The sequence below is a fragment of the Methylopila sp. Yamaguchi genome, assembly GCF_002897035.1.
Lineage (GTDB): Bacteria > Pseudomonadota > Alphaproteobacteria > Rhizobiales > Methylopilaceae > Methylopila.
Genome location: NZ_BAUX01000016.1, coordinates 51,365 through 66,152, shown reverse-complemented (window position 1 = coordinate 66,152; position 14,788 = coordinate 51,365). Strand labels below are relative to the sequence as shown.

Sequence of the window (14,788 nt, the reverse complement as noted above, 5' to 3'; positions counted from 1 at the left end):
TGGCGGCGGCGCTGGCTGGGCTGGCCCTGTCCGCCTGCGAGCGCGAGGAGCGCGTCATGCGGCGCGATCCACCGGTCGTGGCGGCGCTGGACGAGGCTGCGCTACTACCGGGCGGCGTCGGCGGCGCCGAGCCCTTGGCCCATGTGGCCCTCGGCAAGCCGTATGAGACCAACGCCTACGAGATCGCGCAGGGCAAGCGGCTGTACGCGGCGATGAACTGCGCCGGCTGCCATGGCGACGGATCCGGGGGCGTCGGACCCTCGCTCATCGACGGCTGGTGGGCCTATGGGGCCGACCTTCCCAGCCTCTACGCCACCATCCGCGACGGCCGGCCCCGTGGCATGCCGCCGTACCGCCAGAAGCTCCCGCCCGACTCGATCTGGCAACTCGCGGGCTACGTGCAGACGCTCGCCTCCTATTCCGCGAAGACGGCGGCGCCAGGCCGTGACGACGCCCCGCAGACGCGGCCTGCCGAGAACCGTGCGCCCGCGACCCAAGCGCCTCTTGAGCCGCCGGCGCGATGAGCGCGCGCCGTCTCGTCTCGCTCGTCCTTGCGGCCGCGAGCTGTGCGGCCTGTTCGCCCATCCAGTCGGCGCTCGATCCGCAGAGTCCGCAGGCCGAGAGCCTACACGAGCTGTTTTGGCTGTTCGTCGTCGTCTGCTCGGTCGTGTGGCTGGCGGTGATGGCGTCGCTGACCTTAGCCCTGCTTCGGAATCGCTCGACGGCGTCGGAGGCGACCGCCGCCGGCTCTCGCACGCCGGCGCTGGCGGTCGGCGCGGCGGTTGTTGCGACGGTGCTGATCGTCGCCGGCCTAACGATCGCGAGCTTTCTCGCAACGCGCTCGCTCGCGACAGACGGAGGCGGGTTGGTGATCAAGCTGAGGGGCTATCAGTGGTGGTGGGAGGCGACCTATCCGGCGGAAGGAGTCGTGACCGCCAACGAAATCCACCTGCCGGTCGGGCGGCCAGTGCGAATGGAGCTGTCGGCCGCCGACGTCATCCACTCGTTCTGGGTCCCGCAACTTCAGGGCAAGCTCGACCTCATTCCCGGCCGCGACAACGCCGTCACGATCACCGTGACCAAGGAAGGCGTCTACCGCGGCCAGTGCGCCGAGTTCTGCGGGCTGCAGCACGCCCACATGGGCTTGATCGTGGTCGCCGAGCCGCCCGCGGCGTTCGACGCCTGGGCCCGCGCGCAGGCCGCGGTCGCGGCGGCGCCGACGGAGCCTGAGGCGCAGGCCGGCGCCGCGCTGTTCCAGGCCAAGGCCTGCAGCTCGTGCCACGCCATCCGCGGCACGGCGGCGTCTGCGAAGGTGGGTCCCGACCTCACTCATGTCGCCAGCCGGCGCAGCATCGCCGCCGACGTGTTGCCCGCCACCCGCGGCGCCTTCGCCGCCTGGATCGTGGATCCCCAGACCATTAAGCCGGGCGCCAATATGCCGGCCATAGCTCTCGAGCCCGCGGAGCTGCGCGCGCTGTCAGCCTATATGACGGCGTTGAAATGAACGGGACGGAGGGCGTTCGCCATCCCAGAGGCCGCGATCTCCCGCCCGAGGAGCGGGAGCGCCGGCTGAGGCGGATCTGGGACCCCCCGCGCGGGATCCTGGGAGCGCTCTCGGTCGTCGATCACAAGATCATCGGGCGGCGCTACATCGCCACCGCCTTCGTGTTCCTCGCGCTGGGCGGCGTATTGGCGGCCTTGATCCGCATCCAGCTGGCGACCCCGGAAGGCCGGCTGCTTGGCCCGGACGTCTACAATCAGGTCTTCACCGTCCATGGCGCGAACATGATGTTCCTGTTCGCCGTGCCGGTGATGGAAGCGATGGGCGTCTACCTCGTGCCGCTGATGATCGGCACGCGCAACATCGCCTTCCCTCGCCTCAACGCCTTCTCCTACTGGATCTATGTCGCCGGCGGCGCGCTGCTCTGGATCGCCTTCCTGCTCGACTTCGGCCCGGACGTGGGCTGGTTCGGCTATGTTCCCCTGTCGGGCCCGCAATACGGCTACGGCAAGCGCGCCGACATCTGGGCGCAGATGATCACCTTCACCGAGCTCGCCGCGCTGGCGGTCGCGGTCGAGATCGTGGTGACCGTGTTCAAGCAGCGCGCGCCGGGCATGACGCTCGACCGCATTCCGCTGTTCGTCTGGGCGATGCTGGTCACGTCATTCCTCGTGATCGTGGCGATGCCGGCGATCATGATCGCAAGCTCCGCGCTGATCCTCGACCGCTTGGTCGGAACCCATTTCTTCAACCCGGCGGAAGGCGGCGACGTCCTGTTGTTCCAGCACTTGTTCTGGTTCTTCGGGCATCCGGAGGTCTACATCATCTTCCTGCCGGCAGTCGGCATGGTCTCGACGATGCTGTCGACCTTCGCGCGCCGTCCTGTGTTCGGCTATCTGCCGCTTGTCATGTCGCTGATCACGATCGGCGTGCTGTCGTTCGGGCTGTGGGCGCACCACATGTTCACGACCGGGCTGCCGCGCGTCGGCGAAAGCTTCTTCACCGCGTCGAGCATGGCGATCGCCGTGCCGGCCGGCGTCCAGATCTTCTGCTTCATCGCCACGCTCTGGCTTGGGCGGCCGGTCTGGCGGCCGCCGCTGCTGTTCGTGGCGGCGTTCGTCGTAACCTTCACGATCGGCGGGCTCACGGGCGTCATGGTGGCGTCCGTGCCGCTCGATTCCCAAGTTCACGACACCTACTTCGTCGTCGCGCATTTCCATTATGTACTGGTCGGCGGCGCGGTGTTCCCGCTGATGGGGGCCATCTACTACTGGTTCCCGAAGATGACCGGCCGAATGATGAGCGACCGCCTCGGCGCCTGGGTCGCGGCCCTCGTCTTCGTCGGGTTCAATCTGACCTTCTTCCCGATGCACGTGCTTGGCCTGCAGGGCATGCCGCGGCGGATCTACGCCTATCAGCCCGAGTTGCCGTGGGGCGGTCTGAACCTGTTCGTCAGCTTGGCCTCAATCATCCTGTTCGCAGGCTTCCTGTTGTTCTTCGTGGACGTGGTCCGCAGCGCGGTACGCGGAGCGCCGGCCGGAGACAACCCGTGGAACGCGCCGACGCTGGAATGGGCGACGACCTCGCCGCCTCCCTCCTACAACTTCGACGGGATCCCCGTGGTCACGAGCGCAAACCCGCTGTGGGACGATCCCGAGACGCTGCCGGTTGCGACTGGCCTCAGGGTCGACCGCCGGGAGCTTCTGGTGACGAGCGTCCAGCGAGCGGAGCCGGAGGCGCGGGAGTCATCGGCTGGCGCGTCGATCTGGCCGTTTCTCGCCGCGGTCGCCACGACCGTCATGCTGATTGGCTCGATTTTCTCGCCCTGGGCCGTGGTCTGGGGCTCCCTCCCCATCGCCGTCGCCCTCGTTGGCTGGTTCTGGCCGAAGGGCGCGCCGGAGGACGAGGCATGAAGCAACGCCCGGCTCTCGACGTCGGGGGCCTGCCGCTCCACGGCCTCGGCAGCGCAAGCCCTACGTGGTGGGGCACGCTTGCCTTCATGCTGATCGAAGGCACCGGCTTCGCGCTCGTCATCGCTGTCTACCTCTACCTCATGAGCCTCGCCCCGGCCTGGCCTCCGGAAGCGCCGCCGCCCGATCTCGCCGCGGGAACGATGGTCACCGCCTTGCTGCTCGCGAGCGTCGTTCCCAACCTGCTGCTGTCGCGCTGGGCGGCGGCCGGGGATCTTCGGAAGGTCCGTTTCGGAGTGGTGCTGATGACGATCCTGTCCTCGGCGCCGCTGATCGTCCGCGCCTTCGAGTTTGCGGCCCTGAACGTCAGCTGGGACACGAATGCGTATGGTTCCGTGGTGTGGCTCCTCCTGGGCCTCCACACCACGCATCTGCTGACGGACCTCGTCGACACCGTCGTCCTCGCGGTCCTGATGTTCACGCGTCACGCGCGGACGTCGCGGCGCTTCGGAGATGTCCAGGACAACGCGCTCTACTGGAACTTCGTGGTGGTCACCTGGCTTCCGATCTACGTCTGCATCTATTGGCTGGCGCGGGTATGAGCGGGTTTAGCGCAACACTGAGGACCTGGAGCGGCCTGATCGTGGGCGCCACGGCCTGGGCGTGCGCGACGCAGGCCGCCCAGGTGCTGCCGTATCTTGACTGCGCCGACAACGGCGCGCGCGCCGGGGCGGTCATCTGCGCGGCCGTCGCCGCAGCGGCGGGAGGCGCCGTAGCGTCCTGGCGCGCGGGGCGGGGCGATCAGGCCTCCCTTTTCGCCGCCCGCATCAGCGCTCTTGCCGGACTGATCTTCGCCTTCGCTCTTACGCTGCAGGGCGCAGCCTCGTTGTTGACGCCGGCATGCGCGCGCTAGCGGTCGTCCTCCCACTGTCCCTGCTCGCGACGCCGCCCGTCTTCGCCCACGGGACCGCAGTCGACGCCGAAGCCCCGCTGTCCTGGACCTTCGACCCCTTGGTTGTGGTTCCGCTTGTTCTGTCGGCCGCGCTTTACACGACGGGCCTATGGCGCCTGTGGCGCCGCGCAGGCGTTGGGCGAGGGCTGCGCGGCTGGCAGGCGGGCTGCTACGGCGCCGGCTGGCTCGCGCTCGCCCTCGCGCTCTGCTCGCCGCTGCACTGGGCGGGCGAGCGCGTCTTCGTCTTCCACATGATCGAGCATGAGATCGTCGTGGCGGTCGCGGCTCCGCTTATCGCCGTGTCCCGTCCGGTCGGCGCGTTCCTGTGGGCGCTTCCTCCGGCGATGCGCAGACGGTTCGGCGGCGCCCTCAGGCGGGGCCCGGCACGGCGGCTCTGGGACCTGATCGTCGATCACCGAAACGCCACGATCCTGCACGGCGTCGCGCTTTGGGCCTGGCATGCGCCGACGCTGTTCGACCTCTCGGTAACGAACCTCGCGGCGCACCGGCTGCAGCATCTCAGCTTTCTCGCGACCGCGCTGTTGTTCTGGTGGTCGCTCCTGCGCCGCGCGTCGGCCGGGGCGGCGGCGTGGCGGCTCCTGATCACGATGCTGCACACGAGCGCGCTCGGCGCGCTCATCGCTCTCGCCCCGCGCGTTCTCTACGACGCCCAAACGGCCCGCGCCGCGGAGTGGGGGCTGACGCCGCTCGAGGATCAGCAGCTCGCAGGCTTCGTGATGTGGGTTCCGGCCGGCGCGATCTATGCGGGAGCCGCCCTGGCCTTCGTGGGCCTTTGGATCGGCAGGGCGGGGAGGGACGGTCGTGCGGTTCTTCGCGGCTGATCGGCTGGGCGGCGCCGCGGCGGCGCTTGCGATCGCCGCGGCGTTGGCGGCGGCCGCAGGATTCGCTGTAATGAAGGCGTCGGACGCCGCCAAGCGGGAGCGGGTGGCGGTGGCTGTGACGGGAGGCGATCCTGCGCGGGCGCCGGCGTTGCTCCGGCGTTACGGCTGCGGCGGATGCCACACGATCCCTGGCGTCCCGGGCGCCGACGGGCAGGCGGCGGCCCCTCTCGCCGGCCTTGCAGCCCGCGTCTATGTGGGGGGCGTCGCGCCGAACACGGCCGAAAACCTCATCCGCTGGATCGTGGCGCCGCAGAGCCTGTCGCCCGGCACGGCGATGCCCGCGACCGGCATCAGCGAGTCGGAGGCGAGGGACGTCGCGGCCTATCTCTATGCCAACTGACGCTCACGGCGATGGGGTTGGGCGCGGCGGCAGCGACTTCACGTAAGCCGCGATCGCGTCCCGGTCCTCGGGCTGCAACTGGGCCAGGTTCGCAATGACGTCTTTCATCGTGCCGCCGACCTCGCGCCCCGAGGGCGAACGTCCGGTCTCGAGAAAGCGCGCAAGCTCCTCCTGCGTCCAGCCGCTAAGGCGCGCCGGCGTGATGTTCGGGGCGAACCCGACGCCTTCCGGGTTCCGCCCCCCGGCGAAACGGGTCTCCTCGATGACTCCGCCGAAGACGTCCCGCGAAGAGTGGCACTCAGCGCAGTGGCTGAGCGTCTCCACGAGGTAGCGCCCACGCGCGAGACCGGGCTCCTCCGCAGTTGGACCGTCCGCGCTTCCCGGCTTGAAATAGAGCAGCTTCCACAGCCCGATGAAGCGGCGGACCGTGAATGGAAAGGAAAGCTCGTGCGGCGGCGCGACGTGGTCGGTGGGCGGCAGCGTGCGCAGGAAGGCCATGAGGTCGCGAAGGTCGGTCTCGCTCATGCCGGCATAGGACGTATAGGGCAGCGCTGGGTAGTAGTGCGCGCCATTAGGCGAGACCCCGCTCATGATCGCGTTGGCGAGATCGATCGCCCGCCAGCGGCCGATGCCACTCTCGGGATCCGGCGAGATGTTCGGCGGCCGGAGCGTTCCGAACGGCGAAGGCAGCGACATGCCGCCGCCCAGGAGCCGGCGGTCCGGCTGCCCCGGCGTCATGTGGCATGACGCGCAATCGCTGGCGGCGAACACGATGCCTCCCCGCCCGGCGTCTCCGCCCTCAAGGCGCGCCGCGTCCTGGGGCGCAAACCGCGGCAGGGGCGCGCTGAACGCCCAAAACGCCGCGAGCCCGACCGTTACGACCGTCGCAGTCACCGCAAGACCCGTCTTCGTGCCCATTCGCGCAACCGCCTTCACAGCGCTTTTGTTGAGACGGTCAGAAGCGGGCAAAGGACTTTTGGAAGGAACGACGTTCGCGGTTCATGACGCCCCCTAAATTCTTCGATGCGGAGAGAAAAACTTGTCCATCGCGGCGGCGCACTCCGCGCCGTCATCGGTTCAAGGGGTCCCGGCTTTCAGCCTCGTAGAGCCGCCGCGTCACCGACCCCGAGTTTCGCGCCTTGGAGCGGCGGGCCCGGCTGAGCGCTCCGAAAGCCAAAGCGACGCCTATCAGAAAGATGCCCGCAGCCCAGAAGAGGTACGTGGCGCCATTCGCCATTTCGTTCGTCATTGGGTCCGTCTCCGCCCTGCGCGATAGGGCAGGAACCGCCTCCGAGGCGCGTTGTTCCACCGGCGTCGTCGGCGCGGCCATCGTGCGGAAGGAGGTGTTCACCGGCGCAGAAAAAGCCGTTCCCAAAGGAACAATGCCTGACCGCCTCACTTTATGGTCCAACTCAAATCAGAGGCGGATTAGGTTCATGTACTATCACGACAAACGGCTGCAGTACCCGGTGGAAGTATCAACGCCCGACCCGTTGTTTGCCCGTATGCTTCAGCAGGCGATCGGCGGTGTGGAAGGCGAAATCCGCGTTTGTATGCAGTACTTCTTCCAGGCGTGGGGCGCGCGCGCGCCGAATACGAAGTACCGCGACATGCTGCTGCACACCGCGACGGAGGAGATCGGGCACATCGAGATGCTCGCGACCGCGGTCGCGCTCAATCTCGAGACCGCGCCGTCCTCCCTTCAGGAGGAGGGCGCCACGGACAGCGTGGTCCGGACTGTGATGGGCGGAGGCAATCCGCGGCACGAGATCGAGGGCATGCTGCACCGGCATCTGCTCTCCACCGGCATGGCGGCGTTCCCAGCCAATTCGGAGGGCGTGCCCTTCGACATGTCCCACATCTACGCCAGCGGCAATATAGCGGCCGACATGTATTGCAACGTGGCCGCCGAAAGCACTGGGCGGGTGCTCGCCTGCAGGCTCTACAATGCGGCGCACGACGAGGGCATGAAGAAGATGCTGCATTTCATGATCGCCCGCGACACGATGCACCAGCAGCAATGGCTCGCCGCGATCGAGGAACTCGGCGGCAAGGAGGGCGTGCTGCCCATCCCGAACAGCTTCCCGCAGGAACTCGAGGATCGCGCGAACGCCTATAATTTCTACGCGACCGCTGTGGATGGCTCACCCCCTCCCCAAGGGCGGTGGACCTCGGGTCCTTCCGTCGACGGCAAGGGCGAATTCTCCGTGTTCCAGAACAAGCCCATGGGCGAGGAGCCGATCCTCGGTCCGGCGCGGCCGGACAGCGGAGCGCAGCTCGAGCAGATCGGCTGACGAACCGATGCGGGGCGCCCTGCGCCCCGCATCCGCTCGCTCCCTCGTCCTCTCCGTCCATTGCCCTGTTAAGGTTCGAGGATCAGATGCCAGACGATGCCCGCCCACACCGGAAGATGCGCGGCCGCCCCTTCCTGATCGTCGCGTTGCTTGTCTTTGCCGCAGCAATGATCGCGATCTTGGCATGGGGCGATTTCTTGCGGCCAAGTAAAACGGAGGGTATACTCAACACTGAGCAGTCCGGAGGACGAACGTTGAAGCCGCAATCCTTCTGACGCGCGCGGCGCGACTGGACTTCCGTCTAGACGCCCGATCGTTATGAGCCGCGAGCAGCCCATGTTTCTACGGCCGATGATGATGGGGCGCCTTCTGTGCGCACCCCCGTTGCCGTTAAGGCGATCGACGGCCGGGTGGAACAAGCGCCGCCTCTTGCGCTGGAAGGTGATGAAGAGAGACGGACGAGCCAGCCCGAAGGCGCCGACCCCAATGGATCAAGACTCAACTGGGCCGCGAACGTCGGCCGGCGTTCTTCTGGGACTGGGCCTCGGCGGCTTTTTTGATGGGATCGTGCTGCACCAACTGTTGCAGTGGCACCATATGGCGAGCAGTTGGCGTCCGGTGAACGACGTCCAAAGCCTTGAATTCAACACGACGCTGGACGGCGCGTTTCATGCGGCGACCTATATCTTCATCGTTGTGGGCGTCGTCTTGCTTTGGCGGGACGCGGCGAGAGGCAGGCGCCCTTGGTCGTTGAGACGGTTCGTCGGATGCCTGCTGTGCGGGTTCGGTGCCTTCAACCTGGTCGAGGGGACCATCAACCATCACATTCTCGGCCTGCACCACGTCAATGAAACCGCGCCGCCGGCGCACTGGCCGTACTGGGACATAGGCTTCTTGATCTGGGGCGCGGCGATGGCCTTCGCCGGTTTTGGGATGATGCGTCAGGGGCGGAGGCGCGCTGGTAGTGGCTCCGGGAGGCAGGTTTAGCCGTGCCTAGAGCGGCTGGCGCGACTTGGCCTGCGACTGCTCGCTAAAATCCCCACTCGTTGAGGGATCAGCTTTTCAGATAAGGCCGTCCCTCAGGTCCCCCTGACGTTAGGTCGGAGCGGCGAGCAAGATCGCCCTCGGGCTGCTCGGCGCGCCGGATAAGCACGGGTATCGACTTGTAAGCGGGGGTACCGCTGCGGATGTCGTGGTGGCCGAGCGCTACAAGCGGATTGGCCTCAGGATAGTACGCGGCCGCGGAGCCGCGGGAGATCGCGAACACGACGGCGGTCAATCCACGCAAGATGCGCGGGCTTTCGGGATCATCCGGAAGCGGGATCGCTTCGACGTCGATCAAGTCGCCGTGGGACATCCCGCGTGCGGCAAGATCGTCCTCGTTCAGGAACACGATGTCCCGTCGACCCCGTATGCCGCGGTAGCGGTCGTTGAAGCCGTAGATCGTGGTGTTGTACTGGTCGTGGCTTCGGATCGTCGCGAGCTTCAGCGCGCCGGGCGCGCGGTCCCGGGGATCGCCGTCGAGCCCCTGGAACACGATGAAGTTCGCCTTGCCGTTGGGCGTCTTCCACTCTCTCTCGCCGGCTGGGACCGGCAACCGGAAGCCGCCGGGCTCGCGAACGCGGTTGTTGTAGTCGCGGAAGTCCGGAAACACCTGTTCGATCGCGTCCCGGACGCGGTCGTAATCGGCCGCCAGCCAGTCCCAGCGGGTTTTGCTGGCGGGAAGCGTCGCCTTTGCGATGGCGGCCACGATCGCGGGCTCCGACATGAGGTGCTCCGAGGCCGGCTTCAACTTGCCGAGCGAGGCGTGCACCACGGACATTGAATCTTCGACCGTCACGGCTTGGGGCCCGGTTTCCTGGCGGTCGAGCTCCGTGCGGCCGAGACAGGGCAGGATGTAGTTCGTCTTCGCGAGGAGCAGATGAGAGCGGTTCAGCTTTGTCGCGATATGGACCGCAAGGTCGAGCCGCCGCACCGCCGGGAAGGTCGCCGCGGGATCGGGCATGGCGACCGGAAGATTGCCGCCCAGCGCGACGAGCGCCTTCGCGCGGCCGGCCAGCATGGCCTCGATCGCCTCGACCGCGCCGTGGCCGCTCTCGCGCGGAGGCGAAAAGCCGAAGACCTCCTCAAGCCGATCGAGAAAGGCCTTCGCCGGGATTTCCGTGACGCCGACAGTCCGGTCGCCTTGCACGTTGGAATGGCCGCGGAGGGGACAAATGCCCGCCCCGGGCTTTCCGATGTTTCCGCGCAGCAGCAGCAGGTTGGCCAGCTGTTGGACGATGGCGGTCCCGTCGCGATGCTGCGTCAGCCCCATGCCGTAGCAGAAGATCACCCGGTCGGAATTGACGTAGACCTCCGCGGCGCTCTCGATTTCCGTCCGGGACAGACCTGAGCAGCGCTCGATCTGTCCCCACTCCGTCGCGGAGATGTCGCGCGCGAGATCCTCCAGCCCATCGGTATGGACGGCCGCAAAAGTGCGGTCGATAGCGCTGGCGCGTCCCGCCGCCTCCCACTCGAACAGCGCCTTCATCATGCCCTTGATCAGGGCCGCGTCGCCGCCGACCTTGGGCTGGTGGTAGCTGGTCGCAATCGGGGTGGAGCGGAGGGTGAGCATTTCGATCGGGTTCTGCGGCGAGGTGAAGCGCTCGAGGCCGCGCTCCCGCAGCGGGTTGAACACCAGGATCTTGCCGCCGCGTTTCGCCACGTCCCGCAAGGTCGCAAGCATGCGCGGGTGGTTGGTCCCGGGATTGTGTCCGAAGCAGAACACCGCGTCGGCGTAGTCGAAGTCCTCGAGCGTCACCGTTCCCTTCCCGACACCGATCGATTCCGGAAGGCCGATGCTGGTCGCCTCATGGCACATGTTGGAGCAGTCGGGAAAATTATTAGTCCCGAACTCCCGCACGAACAGCTGGAACAGGAACGCGGCCTCGTTCGAGGCGCGCCCAGACGTGTAGAACTCTCCCATATTCGGGTCGGGCAACGAGCGGAGCTTCGCGCCGATGTCCGCGAAAGCCTCGCCCCACGAAACCGCGGCGTACCGGTCCCGCTCAGCGTCGTAGCGCATGGGATGGGCGAGGCGTCCGGCGTCTTCGAGGGCGTGATCGGACCAATCCCACAGCTCCGAAACCGGGTGGGCTTCAAAGAAGGCGGGGTCCGCCAGCTTGCGCGTCGCCTCCCAAGCGACCGCCTTGGCGCCGTTTTCGCAGAATTCGAACGACGAGGCCTGACGCGGATCGGGCCACGCGCAGCCCGGGCAATCGAAGCCCTGAGGTTGGTTCGTGGAACGGAGGGCGCTGGTCTCGCGCCGGAAGGCCATCTGCGCTCGGAGCGCGGCGGCGACGGCCTGTAGCGCTCCCCAGCCGCCCGCCGGGCCCCCGTAAACTCCAACGCCAGGAATATCCCGCTTCGCCAACTCGTTCTCCTGAAGTGCGGTTGCGCGCCCGGCAAGCCGGTCGTTAGCCGACCGATGCTTGGACAGCGCTCGCGTTCAGGGTCGACGTTGCGACCGCGGTCAGTTTTTCATCCGTCGCCTTCTCTTCTCGAAGCGTCTCGTCCATCAGATCGGCCACGGCGTCGAGCCCGCAAGCGTCCGCATAAGCCTTGAGCGAGCCGTAGCTTGCGATCTCGTAGTGTTCGACCTTCTGCGCTGCGGCGATCAGGGCCGCGTCAAGCACCTCCGGGGCCAGTCCTGCGCTCAGGAGCTCGTCGGCCTCGGCCACCAGCCCCTGCATCGCCTTGCAGGTCTTCGCTTCCGGCTTTGCGCCGAGCGCCGCAAAAGCCTTGTCGAGCCGGGCGATCTGGCCCTTTGTTTCCTGCAGGTGCTCCTCGAGCAAACGTCTGAGCTCAGAGGCGGAAACCTTCTGAGCCAGTTTCGGGAGCGCTTCGGCGATCTGCGTCTCGGCGCTGTAGACGTCACTGAGCTCCGCCAGCAAGAGGTCCTGGAACTTCTTTGTCGTCGCCATCTCGCGGCCCTCCTGGTTGCGAGGGCTAAAGCGCGCGGTTCGGATGATGTTCCATCCGATGAACCGCGCTGATGGACCAGCGTCGGGCCGACCAGACGCGCGATGCGGCGCTGGAGACCTCGGATCGCCGACCGGCAAGCGCGAAGCCGTATGGCGGGCAGGCGGCAGTCCTGGCGGAACAATGCGCGGCAGCGACTCTTTCAAGTCTGTTCGTCCCAGGCAGGAAGAGCCATGGACCGCCGACCTGCGCAGCGACCGCTCTCGCCGCATCTTCAAATCTATCGTCCCACCTTCTCGATGGTGATGTCGATCGTTCACCGCCTCACCGGCGCCACGCTCTACGTCGGATCGCTGCTCGTCACGGTCTGGCTGCTGGCGGCGGCGAGCGGTCCGGCCGCCTTTGCCCACGTGCAGGCGGTCTACGGATCGTGGCCTGGGCGATGTCTCACTTTTCTCTACACCTGGGCGCTGATCCACCACGCGATGGGAGGCGTCCGCCACCTGATCTGGGACACGGGCGCCGGATTCGACCATCACGAGCGCGAGTATCTCGCGCGGGGAAGTCTCGCGTGTTCAGTCGCGGCGACGGCGGCGGTTTGGGCGCTTGTTATCTGGGCGTCCCAATGAGCAACGGGATCGAACGACTTCGCAACGCGATCGACCGGGGCGAAACGAGGGACAAGGTTCCCTTCAGCGATCCAGCGGCCGCGCCGCTCGGCGCCGATGACGAAGCGGCGGGCGTCCCGCCGTCACGAAGCGCGGTCGATCTCGCAATGCGGAACGAAGTCGAGCCTCGACGGACCATTGCGCCGGGCATGAGCGACGAGACGCGGCGCGATCCGCTGCGGTCCGATCGCACCCCCGCGTGGCCCCCTCCACGCGTCTTCATCGCGATGGCCGCGTCCGCAGCGGCCTTCGTGCTCGCGGCCTCGGCGGGGGTCGTTTTCGACTGACGCTGCCGTTCGTTCTGCTGGCGCCGTCCGAGCTCGTCGCATGTCGGCCCGCTGGAGGGCCGGGAACATTCGAACGTCCGAGGTCTTCCTGAGCCGGACGCCGCTCCGCCGGGGTGCCTCGCCGAAGAGCGTCGTGAGGGTCCGAGGCAGTCAGGAAGGGACGACCATGACATCCGCTCGCCCCCTCGCTGTGGTCACAGGCGCCTCGACCGGCATCGGCTACGAACTCGCGTGCGTCTGCGCCGAGAACGGCTACGATCTGGCGATCGCCGCGAACGAGCCGCGAATTCACCGGGCGGCGGATAGCCTTCGCGCGCTCGGCGCGGAGGTCGCGGCCGTCGAAGCCGACCTTGCGACCACTGAGGGGGTCGACAAGCTGCTGGCCGCGACTGGGGGCCGCCCCGTGGCGGCCGTGCTGGCCAATGCGGGGCAAGGGCTCGGCGGCGCCTTCCTGGACCAGGATTTTGCTCGCGTCCGCGCGGTCGTGGACACGAACGTCACAGGCACGCTGTATCTCCTCCAGCGGGTTGGCCGCGATATGCGGTCCGCTGGAGAGGGTCGGATCCTCATCGTCGGATCCATCGCGGGTTTTCTCCCTGGCGCCTTTCAGGCGGTCTACAACGGCACCAAGGCTTTCCTCGACAACTTCTCGTTCGCGCTCCGCAACGAGTTGAAGGACAGCGGGGTGACCGTCACCTGCCTGATGCCCGGAGCGACCGAGACGGACTTCTTCGGACGCGCCGACATGCTCGACACGAAGGTCGGGACGCAAAAGAAGCAGGATCCCCGCGAGGTGGCGGAGATCGGGTTTAAGGCGATGATGCGAGGCGACGGCGACGTCGTCAGCGGCTGGATGAACAAGCTGCAGTCCGCCATCGCGAACATCGTACCGGCTGGCGTCACCGCTGAGGTGCATCGCCGTATGTCGGAGCCCGGCTCGGGTCGCCGCTGACTTTCTGCGCGAGGCGACGACCCGTCGGAGGCTATCCCGCCAGTCTCGACAGAAGAGAGACCTATGCTCGACGACCCGAGAACCAAGTATCCGCGGCCTCCGCATCCTCAGCAGGCGCAAGCCGTGCCAGGCGAGGAGCGTCGGCTTGATCCAAAAGCCGATCACGGCGAGGAAACCTACAAGGGGTCGGGCAAGCTCGCCTGCCTGGCTGCGATCGTCACCGGCGCGGACTCGGGGATCGGCCGCGCCGTCGCCATCGCCTACGCGCGGGAAGGCGCCGATGTCCTGATCTCCTACTTTACCGAGCATGAGGACGCCCGTGAGACGGAACGCCTTGTCAAAGCCTCCGGCCGGCAAGCCCTCTGCGTGTCAGGCGACATCAAGGACGAAAACCATTGCAAGGAGCTCGTGGCTAAAACCCTCGAAGCTTTCGGGCGCCTGGACGTGCTCGTCAACAGCGCCGCGCATCAGAAGAGCTTCAGCTCGATCGACGATATCTCGGCCGAAGAATGGGACATCACGTTTCGGACCAACATCTATAGCCAGTTCTATCTGTCCAAAGCGGCGTCCAAGGTGATGAACCCCGGATCGTCCATCATCAACACGACGTCGATCAACGCGAAGAGTCCGAGCCCCCACCTGCTGGCCTACGCCGCCACGAAAGGCGCTATCGCCAATTTCACCGCGGGACTCGCCGGACTGCTCATCGAGAAGGGCATCCGGGTTAACGCGGTGGCGCCCGGTCCAATATGGACGCCGCTCATTCCTTCGACGATGCCCGACGAAGCCGTGAAGACCTTCGGCGAGAACACGCCCATTGGTCGGGCAGGTCAGCCGGCGGAACTCGCCGCGGCCTATGTGATGCTGGCGTCGAACGACGCGAGCTACATCACCGGCGCAATCATCCCGGTCACCGGCGGGCGTCCGATGCTGTGATCACGTGGGTGAGGACGGCTTGAGGATGCCGTATCTCAACAGCTGAGGCGCCGCAGGCAGCCCGTTCTGCAAGCCGAACGCCTCAG

At 67.0% G+C, this 14,788-nt stretch carries 16 protein-coding genes; 13 read left to right on the top strand and 3 right to left on the bottom strand.

All coding sequences use genetic code 11. From position 1 onward, the window contains the following. The first annotated feature begins 56 nt into the window (after positions 1-56). From METY_RS16965 to METY_RS16935, 7 genes are all read left to right on the top strand, one after another. The gene (locus METY_RS16965) at positions 57-524 is read left to right on the top strand and encodes a c-type cytochrome (protein WP_244593708.1); all 468 of its coding nucleotides are present in this window, start codon (positions 57-59) and stop codon (positions 522-524) included. Further along, positions 521-1,504, top strand: coding sequence for a cytochrome c oxidase subunit II (gene coxB / locus METY_RS16960; RefSeq protein WP_103122564.1), 984 nt, complete (start codon positions 521-523; stop codon positions 1,502-1,504). The genes METY_RS16965 and coxB overlap by 4 nt, the downstream gene beginning before the upstream one ends. Next, positions 1,501-3,414 (top strand): cytochrome c oxidase subunit I, encoded by a 1,914-nt coding sequence (gene ctaD / locus METY_RS16955; protein ID WP_103122563.1) that lies wholly within the window; start codon positions 1,501-1,503, stop codon positions 3,412-3,414. The genes coxB and ctaD overlap by 4 nt, the downstream gene beginning before the upstream one ends. Further along, positions 3,411-4,013 (top strand): cytochrome c oxidase subunit 3, encoded by a 603-nt coding sequence (locus METY_RS16950; RefSeq protein WP_103122562.1) that lies wholly within the window; start codon positions 3,411-3,413, stop codon positions 4,011-4,013. The genes ctaD and METY_RS16950 overlap by 4 nt, the downstream gene beginning before the upstream one ends. Next, on the top strand, positions 4,010-4,324 hold the full coding sequence (locus METY_RS16945; RefSeq protein WP_146035744.1) for a hypothetical protein: 315 nt from the start codon (positions 4,010-4,012) through the stop codon (positions 4,322-4,324). The genes METY_RS16950 and METY_RS16945 overlap by 4 nt, the downstream gene beginning before the upstream one ends. After that, positions 4,312-5,205: a cytochrome c oxidase assembly protein gene (locus METY_RS16940; RefSeq protein WP_103122560.1), complete on the top strand. Its 894-nt coding sequence runs from the start codon at positions 4,312-4,314 to the stop codon at positions 5,203-5,205. Before METY_RS16945 ends, METY_RS16940 begins: the two co-directional genes overlap by 13 nt. A 70-nt stretch (positions 5,206-5,275) precedes the next feature. Beyond that, complete coding sequence (locus METY_RS16935) at positions 5,276-5,605, top strand: c-type cytochrome (protein ID WP_103122603.1); 330 nt, start codon at positions 5,276-5,278, stop codon at positions 5,603-5,605. Between the two features lie 3 nt (positions 5,606-5,608). Here METY_RS16935 and METY_RS16930 read toward each other — a convergent pair whose 3' ends face one another. After that, positions 5,609-6,523 carry a c-type cytochrome gene (locus METY_RS16930; protein ID WP_146035743.1) on the bottom strand — a complete coding sequence of 305 codons (915 nt, stop codon included), beginning with the start codon at positions 6,521-6,523 and terminating at the stop codon, positions 5,609-5,611. Positions 6,524-7,041: 518 nt separating this feature from the next. Between METY_RS16930 and METY_RS16920 the strand changes: the two genes are divergently transcribed. After that, positions 7,042-7,899 (top strand): manganese catalase family protein, encoded by an 858-nt coding sequence (locus METY_RS16920; RefSeq protein ID WP_103122558.1) that lies wholly within the window; start codon positions 7,042-7,044, stop codon positions 7,897-7,899. A 486-nt stretch (positions 7,900-8,385) separates the two neighbouring features. After that, a complete protein-coding gene (locus METY_RS16915) occupies positions 8,386-8,886 on the top strand; it encodes a DUF2243 domain-containing protein (protein WP_103122557.1) in 501 nt (166 codons plus the stop codon). Between the two features lie 67 nt (positions 8,887-8,953). On the opposite strand, the gene METY_RS16910 is transcribed toward METY_RS16915, so the two are convergent. Then, complete coding sequence (locus METY_RS16910) at positions 8,954-11,311, bottom strand: FdhF/YdeP family oxidoreductase (RefSeq protein ID WP_103122556.1); 2,358 nt, start codon at positions 11,309-11,311, stop codon at positions 8,954-8,956. A 43-nt stretch (positions 11,312-11,354) separates the two neighbouring features. Beyond that, positions 11,355-12,065 (bottom strand): YciE/YciF ferroxidase family protein, encoded by a 711-nt coding sequence (locus METY_RS16905; protein WP_244593707.1) that lies wholly within the window; start codon positions 12,063-12,065, stop codon positions 11,355-11,357. A 27-nt stretch (positions 12,066-12,092) separates the two neighbouring features. Here METY_RS16905 and sdhC point away from each other — a divergent pair, with 27 nt between their 5' ends. The 4 genes from sdhC (at position 12,093) to METY_RS16885 (ending at position 14,702) form a co-directional block, all read left to right on the top strand. Further along, entirely contained in the window at positions 12,093-12,488 is a 396-nt protein-coding gene (gene sdhC, locus METY_RS16900) for a succinate dehydrogenase, cytochrome b556 subunit (protein WP_103122554.1), read from the top strand. A 188-nt stretch (positions 12,489-12,676) separates the two neighbouring features. Next, positions 12,677-12,814 (top strand): hypothetical protein, encoded by a 138-nt coding sequence (locus tag METY_RS21265; RefSeq protein ID WP_200819720.1) that lies wholly within the window; start codon positions 12,677-12,679, stop codon positions 12,812-12,814. A gap of 166 nt (positions 12,815-12,980) precedes the next feature. Continuing rightward, the gene (locus tag METY_RS16890) at positions 12,981-13,766 is read left to right on the top strand and encodes an SDR family NAD(P)-dependent oxidoreductase (RefSeq protein WP_103122552.1); all 786 of its coding nucleotides are present in this window, start codon (positions 12,981-12,983) and stop codon (positions 13,764-13,766) included. A gap of 63 nt (positions 13,767-13,829) precedes the next feature. After that, complete coding sequence (locus METY_RS16885; RefSeq protein WP_103122551.1) at positions 13,830-14,702, top strand: SDR family oxidoreductase; 873 nt, start codon at positions 13,830-13,832, stop codon at positions 14,700-14,702. Positions 14,703-14,788 lie beyond the last annotated feature (86 nt).